Source organism: Nocardia implantans, from assembly GCF_035544775.1.
GTDB lineage: Bacteria > Actinomycetota > Actinomycetes > Mycobacteriales > Mycobacteriaceae > Nocardia > Nocardia implantans.
The window spans coordinates 226685-243173 of record NZ_JAYKYQ010000011.1 but is presented as its reverse complement, the minus strand read 5'-3'; the positions used below and the strand labels follow the sequence as shown (position 1 = coordinate 243173).

General features: G+C 68.9%; 18 protein-coding genes. 8 read left to right on the top strand and 10 right to left on the bottom strand.

The window, feature by feature from the left end; genetic code table 11:
* Window positions 1-593: 593 nt before the first annotated feature.
* Window positions 594-1892, bottom strand: a complete 1299-nt coding sequence (locus tag U3653_RS25820) for a mannosyltransferase (protein WP_397071405.1) — start codon at window positions 1890-1892, stop codon at window positions 594-596.
* 252 nt (window positions 1893-2144) lie between these two features.
* Between U3653_RS25820 and U3653_RS25815 the strand changes: the two genes are divergently transcribed.
* Both U3653_RS25815 and U3653_RS25810 read left to right on the top strand, forming a co-directional pair.
* Window positions 2145-2945 (top strand): Rv1157c family protein, encoded by an 801-nt coding sequence (locus tag U3653_RS25815; protein ID WP_195082606.1) that lies wholly within the window; start codon window positions 2145-2147, stop codon window positions 2943-2945.
* Window positions 2946-3072: 127 nt separating this feature from the next.
* On the top strand, window positions 3073-3450 hold the full coding sequence (locus tag U3653_RS25810) for a hypothetical protein (protein ID WP_195082605.1): 378 nt from the start codon (window positions 3073-3075) through the stop codon (window positions 3448-3450).
* A 381-nt stretch (window positions 3451-3831) separates the two neighbouring features.
* On the opposite strand, the gene U3653_RS25805 is transcribed toward U3653_RS25810, so the two are convergent.
* The 3 genes from U3653_RS25805 to U3653_RS25795 form a co-directional block, all read right to left on the bottom strand.
* Complete coding sequence (locus U3653_RS25805) at window positions 3832-4542, bottom strand: DUF1906 domain-containing protein (RefSeq protein WP_195082604.1); 711 nt, start codon at window positions 4540-4542, stop codon at window positions 3832-3834.
* Between the two features lie 177 nt (window positions 4543-4719).
* Window positions 4720-5847 (bottom strand): hypothetical protein, encoded by a 1128-nt coding sequence (locus U3653_RS25800; protein ID WP_195082603.1) that lies wholly within the window; start codon window positions 5845-5847, stop codon window positions 4720-4722.
* A gap of 231 nt (window positions 5848-6078) precedes the next feature.
* Entirely contained in the window at window positions 6079-6681 is a 603-nt protein-coding gene (locus tag U3653_RS25795; protein ID WP_195082602.1) for a CHAP domain-containing protein, read from the bottom strand.
* A gap of 197 nt (window positions 6682-6878) precedes the next feature.
* Between U3653_RS25795 and U3653_RS25790 the strand changes: the two genes are divergently transcribed.
* From U3653_RS25790 to U3653_RS25775, 4 genes are read left to right on the top strand one after another with little or no spacing between them, the layout of a single operon-like run.
* A complete protein-coding gene (locus U3653_RS25790) occupies window positions 6879-7529 on the top strand; it encodes an ABC transporter permease (RefSeq protein ID WP_195082662.1) in 651 nt (216 codons plus the stop codon).
* Window positions 7522-8721 (top strand): ABC transporter ATP-binding protein, encoded by a 1200-nt coding sequence (locus U3653_RS25785; protein ID WP_195082601.1) that lies wholly within the window; start codon window positions 7522-7524, stop codon window positions 8719-8721. The genes U3653_RS25790 and U3653_RS25785 overlap by 8 nt, the downstream gene beginning before the upstream one ends.
* Window positions 8718-9479, top strand: coding sequence for an ABC transporter permease (locus U3653_RS25780; RefSeq protein WP_195082600.1), 762 nt, complete (start codon window positions 8718-8720; stop codon window positions 9477-9479). Before U3653_RS25785 ends, U3653_RS25780 begins: the two co-directional genes overlap by 4 nt.
* The gene (locus U3653_RS25775; protein WP_195082599.1) at window positions 9476-10450 is read left to right on the top strand and encodes a glycine betaine ABC transporter substrate-binding protein; all 975 of its coding nucleotides are present in this window, start codon (window positions 9476-9478) and stop codon (window positions 10448-10450) included. The genes U3653_RS25780 and U3653_RS25775 overlap by 4 nt, the downstream gene beginning before the upstream one ends.
* A gap of 110 nt (window positions 10451-10560) precedes the next feature.
* On the opposite strand, the gene U3653_RS25770 is transcribed toward U3653_RS25775, so the two are convergent.
* Window positions 10561-11196 (bottom strand): TIGR03086 family metal-binding protein, encoded by a 636-nt coding sequence (locus tag U3653_RS25770; protein ID WP_195082598.1) that lies wholly within the window; start codon window positions 11194-11196, stop codon window positions 10561-10563.
* Between the two features lie 88 nt (window positions 11197-11284).
* Here U3653_RS25770 and U3653_RS25765 point away from each other — a divergent pair, with 88 nt between their 5' ends.
* The gene (locus U3653_RS25765; protein ID WP_195082597.1) at window positions 11285-12256 is read left to right on the top strand and encodes a helix-turn-helix transcriptional regulator; all 972 of its coding nucleotides are present in this window, start codon (window positions 11285-11287) and stop codon (window positions 12254-12256) included.
* Window positions 12257-12271: 15 nt separating this feature from the next.
* Here the strand turns inward: U3653_RS25765 and U3653_RS25760 are convergent, their stop codons facing one another.
* Window positions 12272-13729, bottom strand: coding sequence for an MFS transporter (locus U3653_RS25760; RefSeq protein WP_323124590.1), 1458 nt, complete (start codon window positions 13727-13729; stop codon window positions 12272-12274).
* A gap of 71 nt (window positions 13730-13800) precedes the next feature.
* Between U3653_RS25760 and U3653_RS25755 the strand changes: the two genes are divergently transcribed.
* Window positions 13801-14283 carry a MarR family winged helix-turn-helix transcriptional regulator gene (locus U3653_RS25755; protein ID WP_195082595.1) on the top strand — a complete coding sequence of 161 codons (483 nt, stop codon included), beginning with the start codon at window positions 13801-13803 and terminating at the stop codon, window positions 14281-14283.
* 36 nt (window positions 14284-14319) lie between these two features.
* Here the strand turns inward: U3653_RS25755 and U3653_RS25750 are convergent, their stop codons facing one another.
* The 4 genes from U3653_RS25750 to U3653_RS25735 are packed head-to-tail and all read right to left on the bottom strand — an operon-like array spanning window position 14320 to window position 16379.
* The gene (locus U3653_RS25750) at window positions 14320-14691 is read right to left on the bottom strand and encodes a hypothetical protein (RefSeq protein WP_195046858.1); all 372 of its coding nucleotides are present in this window, start codon (window positions 14689-14691) and stop codon (window positions 14320-14322) included.
* An 11-nt stretch (window positions 14692-14702) separates the two neighbouring features.
* Window positions 14703-15182: a roadblock/LC7 domain-containing protein gene (locus U3653_RS25745; RefSeq protein WP_323124591.1), complete on the bottom strand. Its 480-nt coding sequence runs from the start codon at window positions 15180-15182 to the stop codon at window positions 14703-14705.
* The gene (locus U3653_RS25740) at window positions 15179-16003 is read right to left on the bottom strand and encodes a hypothetical protein (RefSeq protein ID WP_195082594.1); all 825 of its coding nucleotides are present in this window, start codon (window positions 16001-16003) and stop codon (window positions 15179-15181) included. Before U3653_RS25740 ends, U3653_RS25745 begins: the two co-directional genes overlap by 4 nt.
* A complete protein-coding gene (locus tag U3653_RS25735; RefSeq protein ID WP_195082593.1) occupies window positions 15993-16379 on the bottom strand; it encodes a roadblock/LC7 domain-containing protein in 387 nt (128 codons plus the stop codon). The genes U3653_RS25740 and U3653_RS25735 overlap by 11 nt, the downstream gene beginning before the upstream one ends.
* Window positions 16380-16489: the final 110 nt, after the last annotated feature.

The window sequence follows — 16489 nt, the reverse complement described above, 5'->3', positions numbered from 1 at the left end:
TAGGGGCTGATTGTCGGCTGGGCCGACCATCCGCTCGCTGCCTTCGTCGCGGACACGGCGGTCACTCGGACGCGAGCCGGGCCGCGAACGGCGGATGCTCGGTCTCGCTTCGCTCGAAACCTGTGGTTGCGGTGCGCTGGGCACGTCGGTGTCAATGCCCGCGATCAGGCGTACGCGGTTCGTAGGGGCTGATTGTCGGCTGGGCCGACCATCCGCTCGCTGCCTTCGTCGCGGACACGGCGGTCACTCGGACGCGAGCCGGGCCGCGAACGGCGGATGCTCGGTCTCGCTTCGCTCGAAACCTGTGGTCGCGGTGCGCTGGGCACGTCGGTGTCAATGCCCGCGATCAGGCGTACGCGGTTCGTAGGGGCTGATTGTCGGCTGGGCCGACTATCCGCTCGCTGCCTTCGTCGCCTACGCGGTGGCCACGCGCACGCGAGCCGGGCCGCGAACGGCGGATGCTCGGTCTCGCTTCGCTCGAAAGACTTGGTCGGGGTGAGCTGGGCGCGACAATATGGGATCTGCAACATTTGAGTGCACCTGCGGTCGAAGATCCACACGGGCGGTGACTTTCCGGGCACGGCGAGCGACACCTATGCGGCGCGCGCGGTGCCCTCGGTCGGCACGGGAGTTCCTTCGTCCGCGGCCGGGCGCGCGTAGCGAGTTCCGAAGCGGATCACCCAGAGGTAGAGCACCACGACGCCGAGCGCGTCGACGGCGCCGAGCCAGGCCAGCACGCCAGGGCGCGAGATGGTCCAGATCGAATCCTGGAAGAACGACAGCACCCACGGCGCCCCGACGAGCATGGTCACCAGCCAGTACCCGGCGATGATCCGCGCGCCGGGCGCCCGGCGCAGCGGCCCGTACACCAGCCACAGCACCGTCGGCAGCAGCCACACCCAGTGATGCGACCACGAGATGGGCGAGACCATCAGCCCGAACAGTTGCACCACGATCAACGTGCCGAGCCGGTCGTCCCGGCCGAGCGCGCGCCAAGCCAGGAACGCCAGCGCCGCGACCACCAGCACGGCCGCGATCCACCACGGGCCCGATTGCACGTCGTAGCCGAGGATCCGGCTCAGCGTGCCGCGCAGCGATTGGTTCCACACCGACCCCACGGGGCCGATCCGGTCGGCGTCGCCGAGCAGTGTGCCGAAATACTGGCGCGCTTCCGCCGGTGCGATCAAGAAACTCAGCCCGACCGTCGCACCGAAGACCACGGCCGACCACACCACCGTCGCCCAGCGCCTGCGCGCGACGAAATACAACCCCGTGATCGCGGGCGTCAGCTTGATGCCCGCGACTATCCCGACCAGTCCGCCGGAGAGCCACCACCGGGAACTGCGCACCGCCAGCATCCCGCCGAGCACCAGGAAGACATTGACCTGGCCGTAATCCATCGTGGTTCGCACCGGCTCCAGCCACAGCCCCAGCGCGGTCCAGCCGACGGTGGCGGCCCGCCAGCGCGGCGTGCGCAAGCGCTGCGCCCCGAACAGCAGTTCCAGACTGATGTGCACCACCGCGTACAGCGCCGCGGCGATGGCCAGCAACCAAGCGACGGCGACCAGGGTGAACGGCAGATAGTGCAACGGGAAGAAGACCACTGCCGCGAAAGGCGGATAGGTGAACGGCAACGGGAAGTCCGGGGTCTTCTCCGCATACGTGAAGTCGTAGAGATGATCGGTCAGCAGCGCGGCCGATCCGCCGACGTAGACGTGCAGGTCGACGAGGTTCATCCCGTTCGGGGACAGCAGCATCCACAGCAGCCGGGCCAGCACGGACAGGCCGAGCACCGACACGGCCCATCGGAGATGACGATTCAAATCGCTGGCTTTCGGCTCGAGTGCGGTGCGTCGGTTCGGCACGCCCGGACTTGGATGTTCTGGCGACAGCGCGGACGGCACCGATTAGATTAACCGCAGCTCGAATCCGGTCGGTTCCACCCTCGAACCACCGATAACATTTGCATCAACTTTCACACCAGTAACATCAGGGCGCGGTATCTTCTGCTGACACTGTTCGTCCACGGCGGCTTCCGGACCCCGCGGCTGTACACATAGCCGCAATGTCCCTAGAGTGACCCCGGAAACGATGGCTTTTAGCAATCGAACCCTGATGTACCCGAGGTAAGGACGGCCAGACCAGTGCTTCGCACCCGAGGATCGCGGATCGCATTGTCCGCACTCGTCATCGCGGCGAGTGCCACGCTCGCCGCGCCGACGACAGCAATCGCGGCCCCCGCCACCGCCCACGCGGCGGCTACGAACAGCGTTCCCATGGTTCCCGAAGGTGTTCCGGTGGACGCGCTGGCCGCGCTCGCCCCAGCCATCGTCGGCGCCATCGCGGGCCCCGCTGATATCGCGAGCCCCGCGGGCATCGCGGGACCGCAGTCGGCCATCCTCGATCAGGCGCGCAGGCTGCTGGCCACCTTGAACCTTCCCCCGCAGATCAAGTCCACGCTCGAACGGATCATCACCTTCCTGGACGGCAGCGGCGGCGGAGGCCCCGAGGTGCCGCAGGACGGCCCGGTGATCGCCCAGTTCCTGTACCCGAGCATCGGCAAGGGCTGCATCGGCCCGTCCGCCGACTCGGTGGGCACCGCCCTGGCCGTGCCGGGCCCCGCCACGCTGCCTCCGCCCGGCCCGCAGGCGGGTCAGACCGGTTTCGTCTTCACCGCGCTCGGCACCAAGGGGCCGACGCCCGTGCAGGATCCGCCGATGACGGTGCAGTGGCTGAACCTCGACACCCGTCAGTCCGGCGTCCTGCCGCTGACCGACGAGGCCAAGATCAACCCGGACGGCCCCGCCACGCTGTCCGCGATCGCCGACACGGGCAGCGGCCGCGTCGTCGCGGTGGTCTCCGGCTCGCTGACCACCAAGGCCGCTGACGCGGAGGCGCGGACCTGCTCGTTCCTGCCGACGCTCGGATTCTTCACCGTAGGCTGAGCCTCCGGCCGAGGGCGGCGACTCCATCGGGGTCGCCGCCTTCGTCGTTTTCGGGAATTCCGCGAATACCGCTACGGATCTGCCGCACCGCCACACGAGGGGGCGGGACTGTGGTAGACCGCTATCTATGGCGACCACCGATTGCGCGATACCCACGGACTGGTCGAGCCGGCCGGGTCATTCGATCCGCAGCAGGCGCTCGCACCGTTCCATTCTGTCGATCCGCTCGGAGGGGTCGATCCTCTCGATCGGCTCGGCCTATTCGATCCTGTCCATCGGCAGCGTGGGATCGGTGCTGTCGATCGGATCGGTAGGGTCGTTCGGGTCGGCGATCTCCTCGTTCTCTTTCGCCAGCCTCGGTTCCGCGTTCTCCGGCCTGTCCAGGTGGTCGCTGTTCTCGTGGCTCGGCGACCACGAGGCCCCGGACAGCCGCCCTTCCCTGCGGGTGGTCCCCGACGACGAGCCCGACCTGCGCGTCACCCCGATCAGCCACTGCCAGACGTAGCTGTGTTCGTTTTTCCAGCTGTGTTTGTTCGGCCGCGACTGCGTCGCGGCGTGTTCGCGGCTGCTCGGTCTCGCTTCGCTCGAAAGACGTGGTTGCGGTGAGCCGGGCCGTTAGGCACCGATCTCACCATCGGGGTGCACCGTTCCGGGACGCTGGCATGCTGGGCCTCGCAACACGCTCCAAAGGCGTCCATCGGGCAGCCACCGGGAGCCATCTTCGTGGCGCCGCCGGGTAGCCGAACGCGATAGACACCGAGCCGCATTCCTGACCTCTCAGGTCATACAGCTGGGGCGTCAACCGGGACAAGCGGGCGTGGCCGCTGTACAGAGCGTCGAGCGGTCGGCCCGCCGAAAAGGATGAGGATAGCGATGCGGCGCGTTCTCACCACTGCCCATATTGGGGGGTTAGCACGTTGTTCACATCGATCCCCACCCCGTCGATGGATTGCTTGTCGATCTCGAACTGGTGCAGGTTGGCGGCAGGGTGCACGAAACCTTTGGGCGTGCCCCAGTTGTGCTGCCAGTACCAGGAGCCCAAGCCTGCGGCACTGGCCAGTTCGATGGTCGGGGTGTTCGCGTAGACGCCGGTGTTCTGCGGGCCGAGCACGGACTGCCAGCCCAGCAGGTACGGGGCGATCATGGTGGCGAAGTCGACCGGAGACGGGTTGTCGTCGATGGACGCGTAGATCGGCACGTTGTCCGGGCCGCCGGCGGCGCGGTGCAACGCGAGCCCGCGCTCGGCGTGCCGCTTGCCCGCTTCCAGCCCGCCGCGCCAGTCCGCCGTCGGCCCCTTGCCGAACTGGTAACAGGACACGATCTGCAGACCGGCCGCTTTGAGGTCATCGACCTCCGCTGATCGCAAGGGTTTGCCCGCCATCCATTCGGCGCCGGGCCTGCGATCGGACACGTAGCGGATCACGCCGATATGTCCCGCGTCGCGAATCGCCGCGGCGGAGGGAACACCACCGGCGTAGTCGATGAGAGTGCCGAGCGCCGGCCGAGCGGAGGCGGGAGCCGCAGCGCTCAGGCCCACCACGGCCGCCGCGGCCGCGTAGGCGAACAGATCACGCCGGGATACCGAATTGGAACGCATCGTCGACTCCTTCGCGCAACCCGACATGGATGGCAGCGTGCCCGGCGCACCTTCCCCAAACCACCGCGCGCCGGGAGCCTCGAACGTGAACTCATTTCACCACATTCACATTGGAACCGCTAGACCCAGGAGAATCACATTTCACTTTCGCCACATGGGCTCAGTGCCGCGGCCGGCTCACACGATGCCGTCGATGCGCGCGGCGACATCGATGGTGCGCATCGCTGGGTCGGCCAGTTCTTTGCGGACAACCGCAGCCACCTGGGCCACGACCTGCTTCTTTATCCCGGCGAGCGCGCCGAGGGCGGCGGCGCGGGCGCCGTGGGCGGTGAACTCCATCCGGATGTCGGCCGGGTCCGGAGGCGGCACGTCGATCACCACACGCAAGGGATCGGCGGCGCGGGCGGTGAGCACCAACGGCACCTCGAGGTCGGCGCGATAGCGGTTGGCTTTCAGCACGTCGACCGTGATGTCCAGGCCCACCGGCAACGTCAGGTCGAACGCGACCGGATTTGCCGACCGATCCGCCAGCCGCGGCATCCGCACCTGCCCCCGGACGGTCACGACAGCGCCTGCCCGCGGGCCCGTCCGTAGCGGCCCGACCTCGATCGGCCGGCCCGCCAGCCGTTCCACCACGTCACATACCCGTTCCCGCGTCACGATGCGGGAGAAGAACCGATGCCCGAACTCGTCGTAGCCGATCCAGTCGAACGCGAGCCGGTCCCGATGCGGCGAGCGCTCGCGCGCCACCATGGCCTCGACGTCGAACACCAGTCCCCGGCGGGTCTGCGGATCGGCCAGCATGGCGTTCACCCTGGAGGCGACCTCGCGCTGCACCACACCCGCGATCGGGTCGAGCAGCCATTCCCACGCCGAGTCCACCGCTTGGGCGCGTAGGACGAAGCTGATGTCGCGCTGGGTGATCGGCGGGATGTCGATGACGATGAGCACGGGTTCGGCGGTGCGGGCGTGCAGGATCAGATCGATTTCCACCCTGGCCTCCAGCCGCAGTTTCCGGCCGCCGAGCAGCACCTTCAAGGTGAGCGATACGGGGACGGTCACCTCGAAGGTCACCTTCGGGCCGCTGCGCAGGACGCGCGGGGCGCCGACCTTTCCCTCGGCGACGAAGCCTGCGAGTCCGGCCGGGCCGATCGAGACGGGGCCGATGGTCATGCCGCGGCCCGTCATGCCGGAGATGGCGGACTCGATACGAGCGGCGTTCACGGCGTGCGTGACGAAACGCTCGCCGAACTCGGCGTAATCGATCCAGCCGGGCGCACTGCTCGGTTCGTCGGTCGGATGCATCGCTAGTTCCGCAACCCTCACCTCTCGATGGACACCCGACACGGTACGCGACCGATCTCGTCCCACCCCGGAACGCACTGCTGTGCGCCCGAGATCCCCGTCCTGCCGATGAGGGGGAAGCAGGGCGGGGACCGGCGGCGGCGCTGCCGGGCGCCGCCGCCTCCATCGTAGGACTTTCCGGCACGCCGTTTCACCCGCATATCCGCCGAATCCCGCCAGATGGGGTGATCTTCACAATCGCCCGAAACCGACGACCCCCGCTATGTCGTCCAGCACGAAGCGGTGGATCCGGACCTCGCCGTACTCGTTGCCGCCGATCGTGGTCACCCGGCCGCCATCGGTCCGCAGGACGATGTTGGTGTGCTGCCCGAACGGACTGGACTCCCGGTACAGCAGCACGTCACCGGTCCGCGGGCGATAGCCCGAGCCGACCGGGACGAACCGGCCGACGCTCTCGTAGTACTCCTGCAAGGTGTAGACGCCGGGAATCCGCCAGGAGCCCGAATTCGGATTGGCCAGCGGCGCACCGGCCTCGCGCAGCACCCAGCTGACGAAATCGGCGCACCACGCCTCCTGCGCTCCTTCCGCGTATTTCGGGCCCGCGCCGGGAGCGGCGAACTCGCGCTCGGCGACCGCGACGATTCCGGCTTGGGTGGCGTCCAGCGCCGAACGGTCCAGCGCGGGGAACTCGGTGAGGCGCTCGCCCGCGATCGCACGGTGGTCGGCTCGGTTCTGCCACCACAGACCGCCGGCGATGCCCGCGGCGGCCACACCGAGCACCACCAACGCGAGCGCGATCCACCGCCCCGATCGCGATCCCGGCTGTCGAGTCATGGTTCCCCCGCTTCGTTCGTGTGATGCTGTTGTCCGCCTTATGGATTTCGACGCGCGAAGACGCCGAATGGTTCCCTGCGCCGTCACCGGGTTCGGCGACTGAGCGGACAGCCCGGCCCGGCGGAGCCGAAATCATGGACGGCACCGGGAAAACCACGCTAGTCTCCGGAGAGACCAGCCGATGGGGAGGTACGGCCCTGGACACGCTGTGGACATTCATCGTGCACCGGAGGCACCAGTTGCTGGTCGACTCATACCTGCACGTCTCGGCCGTGGTGCAATCCGTGCTGCTGGCTACGGTGATCTCGGTGCTGATCGCGATCCTGGTCTACCGCAGTCCGTTCGGCTCGTCGGTCGCCTCCGCGCTGGCGGGCGCGGTGCTCACCGTTCCGTCGTTCGCGCTGCTCGGCTTGCTGATCCCGGTGCTCGGCCTCGGTGTCGCGCCGACGATCACCGCGCTGGTGGTATATGCGCTGCTGCCGATCATGCGAAACACGATCATCGGACTCGCCTCGGTGGACCCGGCCGTGACCGACGCGGCCCGCGGCGTCGGGATGAACCGGCTGCGGGTGCTCGCCCGGATCGAACTGCCGCTGGCCTGGCCCGCGATCCTGGCCGGCATGCGGGTGAGCACCCAGCTGATCATGGGGATTCTCGCCCTCGCCGCGTACGCCAAGGGTCCGGGGCTCGGGAACCTGATCTTCTCCGGACTCGCGCGCCTCGGCAGCCCCAACGCGGTGCCGCAGGCGCTGGTCGGCACGATCCTCGTCGTCGTCCTCGCACTCGTCCTCGACGGGATCTACGTCCTGATCGGACGGCTCACCACCTCCAGGGGAATTCGTGACTGAAACCGAAACCAGTGGCGGCCGCGCGGCATCCGTCGTCTCCGGCGTCGAGATCGTGCTGGACGCGGTGACCAAACACTATCCGGGTCAGCGCGATCCGGCCGTGGATCGCGTCTCGCTGACCATCCCGGCCGGTGAGATCGTGGTGCTGGTCGGACCGTCCGGCTGCGGCAAGACCACCACCATGCGGATGATCAACCGGCTGATCGAGCCCAGTTCCGGGACCATCACGATCGACGGCCGCGACGCGGCCACGATCCAGCCCGACCGGTTGCGCCGCGGCATCGGCTATTCGATCCAGCAGGCCGGGCTGTTCCCGCACCTGACCGTCGCGAAGAACGTCGCGACCGTGCCCGGGCTGATCGGGTGGAACCGGCGGCGGGTCGCGGAACGGGTGGACGAGATGCTCGAGTTGGTCGGTCTGGATCCCGGCACCTTCCGCGACCGCTATCCCCGCCAGCTGTCCGGCGGCCAGCAGCAGCGCGTCGGCGTGGCGAGGGCGCTGGCGGCCGACCCGCCCGTGCTGCTGATGGACGAGCCGTTCGGCGCGGTCGATCCGATCACCCGGGGGTTGCTGCAGGACGAGTTGCTGCGGCTGCAAGGCGAACTCGGCAAGACGATCGTCTTCGTCACCCACGATTTCAGCGAGGCGGTCAAGCTCGGCGACCGCATCGCCGTGCTCGGCGACCGTTCCCGGATCCTGCAGTACGACACGCCCGCGGCGATCCTGGCCGATCCGGCGGACGAGACGGTCGCCGGTTTCGTCGGTGCGGACGCCTCGCTCAAACAGCTCACCCTGACCCGAGTCGGGGACGTCGATCTCGGCGACTGCCCCACCGCCACCGAAGAGGATCCCGTCGGCGAGTTGCGCGCGGCGCTCGCGGACCGGGACTGGCCGTGGGCGCTGGTGCTGGACGCACAGGGCAGGCCACGCCGCTGGGTGTCGGCGGACCAATTGGCCCATGCCGATTCGCTGCGCGACCTGGGAACGGCGGTGCCGCAGACGTTGTCGCTGAGATCGACCCTTCAGGACGCCCTGGAAGCCTTGTTGACCCATCAGAGCGCGACCGCGGTGGTGACCGGTGCGCACGGCGAGTACGCGGGGCTGATCACCATCGACACCCTGGTCGGCCACCTGTCGGCCTTGCGCGCCGAGCACGGAGCAGGCCGTGCCGCGACGGACGGCGCGGCATGACCACCGCCGCGTCGCCCGCCGCCCAGCGCAGGGCCGAGCGTATCCGGTTGGTCGTGCAGCCGCTGGTCGTCCTCCTGCTCACCGCGGGCGTGCTGGTGTGGGCGTTCGCCCGCGACCTCACCGTCACCCAGCAGGCGAGCCTGAACGCAGGCAACGTCGCGACCGTCACCTGGCAGCATGTCCGGATCACCGGGACGGTCGTGCTGATCGTCGTCGCGGTGGCCGTTCCGCTCGGAACCTTGCTCACCAGGCCGGGATTCCGCCGTCTGACACCGTTTTTCGTCGGTATCGCGAATATCGGCGCCGCCGCACCGGCCATCGGCCTGATCGTGCTGTTCTACCTGGTCACCCGCACCACCGGCTTCTGGATCGGCGTGGCGCCGATCGCGTTCTATTCGTTGCTCCCGGTGCTGCGCAACACCATCTTGGGCTATCAGCAGGTGGACCGGACGCTCATCGATGCGGGGCGCGGCCAGGGCATGTCGGCCGTCACCGTGTTGCGCCGCATCGAATTCCCGCTCGCGGTGCCCTACATCCTCGCCGGGCTGCGCACCTCCCTGGTGCTCGCGGTCGGCACCGCGACGCTGTCGTTCCTGGTGAGCGCGGGCGGCCTCGGCATTCTGATCGACACCGGCTACAAGCTGCGCGACAACGTCACCCTGGTGGTCGGCGCGGTGCTCGCGGTGGCGCTGGCGCTGCTGGTGGACTGGCTCGGCGCGCTCGCCGAAGCGTTCCTGGGGCCGAGGGGGCTGAAATGATCCGGGCGTGGCGCGCGCTGGCCCTCGGGGTGGGTGTGGCGTTGGTGGCGGCCTGCGGACTGCAATCCGGCAGTTCGGTGCCGCTGCCGGTGGGTCCCGGCAGCATCCGGCCCGTTCCGGAATTGGACGGTGTGCAGGTCACGGTGGGGTCCAAGGATTTCACCGAGCAGAACATCCTCGGTTATCTGATCGAGTTCGCGCTGACGGCGGCGGGCGCGCAGGTGCGCGACCTGACCAATATCCAGGGCTCCAACAGCGTGCGCGACGCCCAGCTGCACGGGCAGATCGACCTCGCCTACGACTACACCGGCACCGGGTGGATCAACTACCTCGGCAACGAGACACCGGTGCCGGACGAAATCGGCCAGTTCGAGGCGGTACGCGACGCCGACCTCGCCGCGCACGGCATGCTCTGGACGGCGCTCGCGCCGATGAACAACACCTACGCGCTGGTCATGAGCGCACGCACCGCCCAGGAGACCGGTGTGCGCACGCTGTCGGACTACGCGAGGCTGGCCGCCGCCGATCCGGCGGCCGCGGCCATCTGCGTCGGCACCGAGTTCAACGTCCGCCAGGACGGATTTCCCGGGCTGGCCCGCAAATACGAGATCGACACGAGCAAGGTGCGCAAGCAGATCGTGCAGGACGCGGTGGTCTACCAGGCGACCGCCGACGGCGGGCAGTGCCGATTCGGCTCGGTCGCCGCCACCGACGGACGCATTCCGGCGCTGAATCTCGTTCTGCTGCAAGATGATCGTGGGTTCTTCCCGAAGTACAACGCGGCGCTCGTGCTGCGCGAGAGTTTCGCCGCGGCGCATCCACAGGTGATCGCGGTGATGACGCCGATCTCGCAGCGCCTCACCAACGAGGCCATCACCGAGCTCAACCGTCAGGTGGACGTGGAAGGACGCGAGCCCGCGGAGGTCGCCAGGGACTGGATGGTCGCCCAGGGATTCGTCACCGCGCGCTGAGTCGACGCCTGCGGAGCGCCGCCTTGCCGGTCGGACAGACGCTTCGATGACGCCCACCCGGTCCATCGCCCGCGGGGCCCGGTCGGCGAGCCCCGCGTCGGGCCGGGCGCTCAGCGCGGATCGCGGCCCAGGTAGCGCAGCAGTTCTCCGACGGCTCCATCGGCCGAACCGTCGACGATCGCGGCGTAAGCCCCCCACTGGCGCAGCGGCTCGATGATCTCGGCCGTCTCGCCGCTGCCGGGCGCGGGATGACCCGCCCGCGCGGCGGTGAGCAGGTGTGCGGCGAGTTCGTCGGTCAACGGCGACGGCTGGCCGGTCGCGATCGCGACGTCCCAGGCGTGGACCGCGGCATCCAGCGCGCACATGACCGCGGCGACCGGGGTGGCGAGCGCGCCGTGCGGCAGCGGCGTCGGCACGGTCTCGGCGGCGTCGTCGACCGTGGTCCAGGCGAAGGCGGTCTGCTCGACCGCCGTACGCACCAGGTCGGCGGGGGCGCCGTCGATCGTGCCGGACGGCGCGAACGGGTTGTACGCCGGTCCGTTGCCGATGCCCAGGGACGCCGCGTAGGCCAGCTGGTCGCCGGCGGCGTGCTGCACGACCTGCGTCACATCCCAGTCGGAGCACGGGGTGGGCAGGTGCCACTGATCCGCTCGCACTCCGGCGACGACGCTTTCCAGCGCGCGGTGGGAATCGGCGAGCACGTCCCGCCAAACGGGGAGCAGAGTCGCGGTGGCGGTGGCGTTCATCTCGGAGCCTTTCGGTCGTTCTCGCTGATGACACCAGCCTATTCGGGCATTAGGCTACTTTTATTCCTAATAACCCAGGAGGGCGAAAGTGGCGTCGACCACACCGCGTCTGCTGCGGTTGCTCGCGCTGCTGCAGGACCGCACGTACACCGGCCGGGAGCTGGCCGAGCGCCTCGGCGTCACCGATCGGACACTGCGGCAAGACATTCAGCGGCTGCGGGAGCTCGGCTACCCGGTGCGTGCCGGGCGCGGCGCGATCGGCGGCTACCGGCTCGGCCGCGGCGCGACCATGCCGCCCCTGCTGCTGGACGACGACGAAGCGGTGGCCGTTGCGGTCGCGGTCGGCCTCGCCGAGGACGGCTCCACCGGCATCGCGGACATCGCCGAGCACGTCACGAAGGCGCTGGGCAAACTGGACCAGATCCTGCCGAAACGATTGCAGCGCAAGGTGTCCGCGCTGCGCGACGCCACGGCCATCGGCCCGGCCACGACGGGATCGCGCGAGCCGGACGCACCGGTACCCGCGGCGGTGCTCACCACCCTCGCCGCAGCCATTCGCGACGGCGCGACCATCCGTATCTCCGAAGCCGAGGTCGCGTCCTGCGCCGAGATCGAGCCGTACCGGCTGATCAACTGGCAGCGCCGCTGGTACCTGGTGGCCTACAGCCTGGAGGACCACTCCTGGCGTGCGATCCCGGTCGCTCGCGTGCTGCGCGCGGAGACGAGTTCACGCCGCTTCGCCGCGCGTGCGCTTCCCGACGGCGACTTGGTCGCCTTCGTCATGCGCCACATCGCCACCACGGGGTGGCGGGTGCGGGCCGAGGTCACCGTGCTCGCGCCCGCCGAGACGGTCATCGCCAGGATCAATCCCGCCGTCGGCGTGGTCGAGCCGGTGGACCAGGACACCTGCGTGCTCTACACGGGCGCGGACGCGCTGGAGACGATCGCCATCTACCTGTCCATGCTGATGATGGACTTCCGCGTCGACGGCCCGCCGGAACTCGTCGCCCACATCCGCACCCTTGGCCGCCGGTACACCGAGGCCGTCGCCGACGTGTGAACCGAGCCGAACGCGTCAGGAGTGCCCGGTGGTGGTCGCCGCGTCGGCGGTCTTGCGCATCGGGATCAACGCGGTCAGGCCGATCGCGACCAGCGCCGCCGCCATCGCGATGAGGAAGGTGGTGTGGAAACCGTCGCGCGAGGGCAGCAGGTGCGGGCCGAGTTTCATGGTCATGTGCGCCAGCACCACGCTCATCACCGCCGCCGAGGTCGAGGTGCCGATCGAGCGCATCAGCGAGTTGAGGCCGTTGGCCGCGGCGGTCTCGGTGATCGGCACCGCGCCCATGATCAGCGCGGGCATCGCCGCGTACGCCAGGCCGACGCCGCCCGCGACGATCACCGAGGCGAGCATGATCTCCCAGACGCTGTTCATCAGCACCACCGCGCACAGATAACCGACCGCGATCACCGCGGATCCCAGCGCGAGGGTGACTTTGGGCCCGCGGCTGGCCGACAGCCGCGCCGACACCGGTGACAGCAGCATCATGACGAAGCCGGTGGGGGCCAGCGCCAAGCCCGCGGTGATCATGGACAACCCGAAGCCGTATCCGGTTTGCTCCGGCGCCATCAGCAACTGCGGGAAGGTCAGCGACATGCCGTAAAGGGAGAATCCGACGGCTATCGAGGCCGCGTTGGTGAACAGCACCCTCGGCCGCGCCGAGACCCGCAGGTCCACCAGCGGTGACCGCTGCCGCAGTTCGAAAGCGCCCCAGCCGAGGAACACCACCGCCGACACCGCGAACAGAGTCAGGATTCGGGCGCTGGCCCACCCCCAGTCCGCGCCTTTCGTGATCGCGACGAGCAGCGCGAGCAGCGCCACCGACAACCCGATGGCGCCGCCGAAGTCGAACCGTGCGGGCGTGCGCACCGGCGATTCCGGGACGAACACGAAGACCAGGACGGCACACAGGACGCCGAGCGCGGCGGAAGTCCAGAACAGCATGTGCCAATCGGCGTTCTGCGCGATGGCCGCCGCGACCGGCAGGCCGATCGCGCCGCCGACGCCGAGCGTGGCGCTCATGATCGCCATCGCCGAACCCACTCGCTCGGCGGGCAACTCGTCGCGCATGATGCTGATGCCGAGCGGAATCGCGCCGACCGCGGCCCCTTGCAGCGAGCGCCCGACGATCTCGGGCACCAGGGTGGCGAACGACGCGCAGACCACCGAACCGGCCACCAGCAGAAGCAGATTCGCGAACAAGACCCGCCGCTTGCCGAACATGTCGCCCAGCCGCCCGCTGATCGGGGTCGCCACCGCGCCCGCCAGCAGCGTGGCCGTCACCACCCAGGAGGCGTTGGACGCGGAGGTGTGCAACAGCGTGGGCAGCGACGGAATGATCGGGATGACCAGCGTCTGCATGAGCGAGACGACCACTCCGACCATGCCCAGCGTCGCGATGAGCAGTGCCGACGAGGGACGGCGCCGGTCGCCGGAATCAGAGACGGTCGAGGACGCGTCGGCAGCTACAGTCACATGTGCACGGTACATATGGTGTGTATGCTGCACAATTTGGCGAGTACGTGATCCGCGCGACATAGTGAGCTATGTCCGATTCCGGTCCCGGCGACAAGGCGGCGCTGAACCGCCTCACCTTCGAACTGTCGCTGCTGTCGAGGCACTTCCCCGCCGCGTTGCTCCGGCGTCCCGGCTTTCAGCTCGACCGCTCGGCATATCTGATCCTGACCAGGCTGGAACTGGACCACCCGCTGAGCTTGCGCGAGCTGTCCGAGGCATTCCAATTGGACGTTTCCACGATCAACCGACAGGTCGGGGCCATGCGTAAGCAAGGGTTGGTCGAGAGGGTGCCCGACCCCGACGGCGGTATCGCCCGCAAGATCCGAGCCAGCGCCAAGGGACTGGAATTGCTTGCCGCCGACCGCAAACAGAGCCGCCAAGGCATCGGCGCGGTGGTGGCCGAGTGGACAGAGGCCGACATCGATCTGTTCAGCAGGCTCATCGCGCGCTTCAATCAGTCGGTCGAGGACAAGGAGGCCAACCCCTGGCCTCGTCCGGCCGAGCTGGACTGATGCAGGCCGTGCGGTGGGACTGCTACCGGCCGCCGATCAGACCTCCAGATCTTCTTCGATGCCCCTCAGGCGGTGGCGGGCGAGCGCCAGATTCGCCCGGCCCCGGTCCAGAGCGAGGTAGAGGAACAGGCCCTTGGACTTGCGGCCGGTCATCGGCCGGATGATGTGGTACTGCCCGGACAGCGTGATGAGGATGTCCTCGATCTCTTCCTTGAGCCCCAGCTGATCCATGGTGCGCAACTTGGCGCGCACCACCTCGGTGTTGCCCGCGCCCGCGACCTGGAGGTCGAGGGACTTGGAGCTGCCGAGCATGCCCAGCGCCATGCCGCTGTTGTAGTCGACCACGGCGGCGCCGATCGCGCCGTCGATCACCATCATGTCTTTGAGTGCCAGATCCATATTGGACATATGTGTTCCTTTCAGTGGGTTTTCGTTGCTTGTTCGCTTCCTGCGCCTGCGGTCACCGACGTCAGCAACTCGGCGATCGCTCGGGCCGCCGGACGGGATTCCAGGTGCAGCCGGCCGATGTTCACCTCGGGTGCGGCCAAGACGGTCAGCGAGGTCCAGCCCGCGGCGTAGATGACCACGTGCCCGCCGGTGCCGTGCACCACGACCTCGCTGAAGCCGCCGCCGTGCGCGGTGGTGGCCAGCCGATGCGACAGCGACAGCTGCGAAGCGGCCATGGCGGCCATCCCGTTCGGCTCGATCTGCGGGGGCAGATCGTGGGCGACGAGCAGCCCGTCGTTCGACGCGACCAGCGCGCCGGTCAGCCGTGGAACCCGATCGCGCAGCGCCTTCAGCTCGTCGAGCACCGCCGCGTTCGGTTCGGGTCCGGACATCGCCACCTTCGTCAACCTTCTTCCCATCCAATCGCCGAGCAGTTTCTTCCGCGCGGTCACGCGAGCTCCTCCAAAGCCGCTTGCAGGCGGACGAGCAGGTCTCGATCCGGCGGCTCCAACGGATCGGTGACCGGGGCGGGTGGCGCCGAATGCCTGCCGCGACGGCGGGGAAGCCGCCCCGGCTCGGCGAGCACGGGCGCGGGCTCGCTGCGCACCGGCTCGGGCGCGACCGGCCCGGCCGCCACGGGGACCCGCGCCGCGACGGGCGGCTCGATCAGACCCGCCGCGGTCAGATCCCGCACCGCCATCAGGCATCCGTAGGTGGTGCGACCGAGTTCCCGCCCGATGCCGGCGACGCTGCGCCTGCCATCGGCGGCGGCCAGCACCTCGGCCTGTCCCCCGGTGAGTACCAGGCGCCTGCGCCGCACCCGCCGCACCGGCACGACCGGAACGCGATCGACCAGGTCGGCGGGCCATGGTCCGGTGCCGGGATCGCCGCGCCGCGCGCACTCCTGCACGAGAGCACGGGGCGTGATGTGGCAGACCGGGGCCAGCCAGTGCGGCGGGGCCGGGCGGAACTCAGGGACGGCGGGCGAGGCGAGCAGGAAATAGGCGGCATCGAACACCGACAGCATCGCGAGGGTCTCCAGCCGTGGCCGCCCCAGCACACGGCCGGGATCGCCCGCGTCGGCGCGCCGCCAGTCCTCGGCGGTCGCCACGCCCGCTTCGACGACCAGCCGGTCCAACCCGGTGGTGCGGCGGCAGTCGGCGGAAACGATCGCGCCCTCGGCGAGATGGAACGCACCGTCGCCCGCGCGCAGCACCCCCGTCCGTCCTTCCTGCTCCAGCCGCCGCAATTCGACCGCGAGTTCAGGGCTCATGAGCGTCCTCGGCCGATTCGTCGAGAATTCCGCGCAGTTGGTATCGCGCCATCGCGAGATTTCCGGCGTCCGCGTCGAACAGCACGTGCACGAAAAGCCGTCCGTCGAAATCGCCGTTCACCAGGTTCAACAGGTGATATCCCCGAGTGCCGCAGACGATGATCTCGGTGACGTCGTCGCCGTCGGTCGACAATGCCGGGCAGGCGAGCACCGCGCGCACCACATCCGTTGTGGCCGCGGCGTCTTCGTGCTCGTCAACCAGGTCGTGCCTGCCGTCCGCCGCGATCGCCAGACCGCTCGCTCCGTCAACCAGCGTCACGCTGCGCGCACCGGGAATATCCATGATGCGTTTCAGACAGCCGTCGATTCCGTTCACACGCCACCACTTGTCATGGGAGGGGTTTACGGGTTCCAGACGCTACACACGGGCACCGCGCGCTGTACAGCAAATCGGTGAGAAATTTCCGGTAAAAAACATCGCCCCTG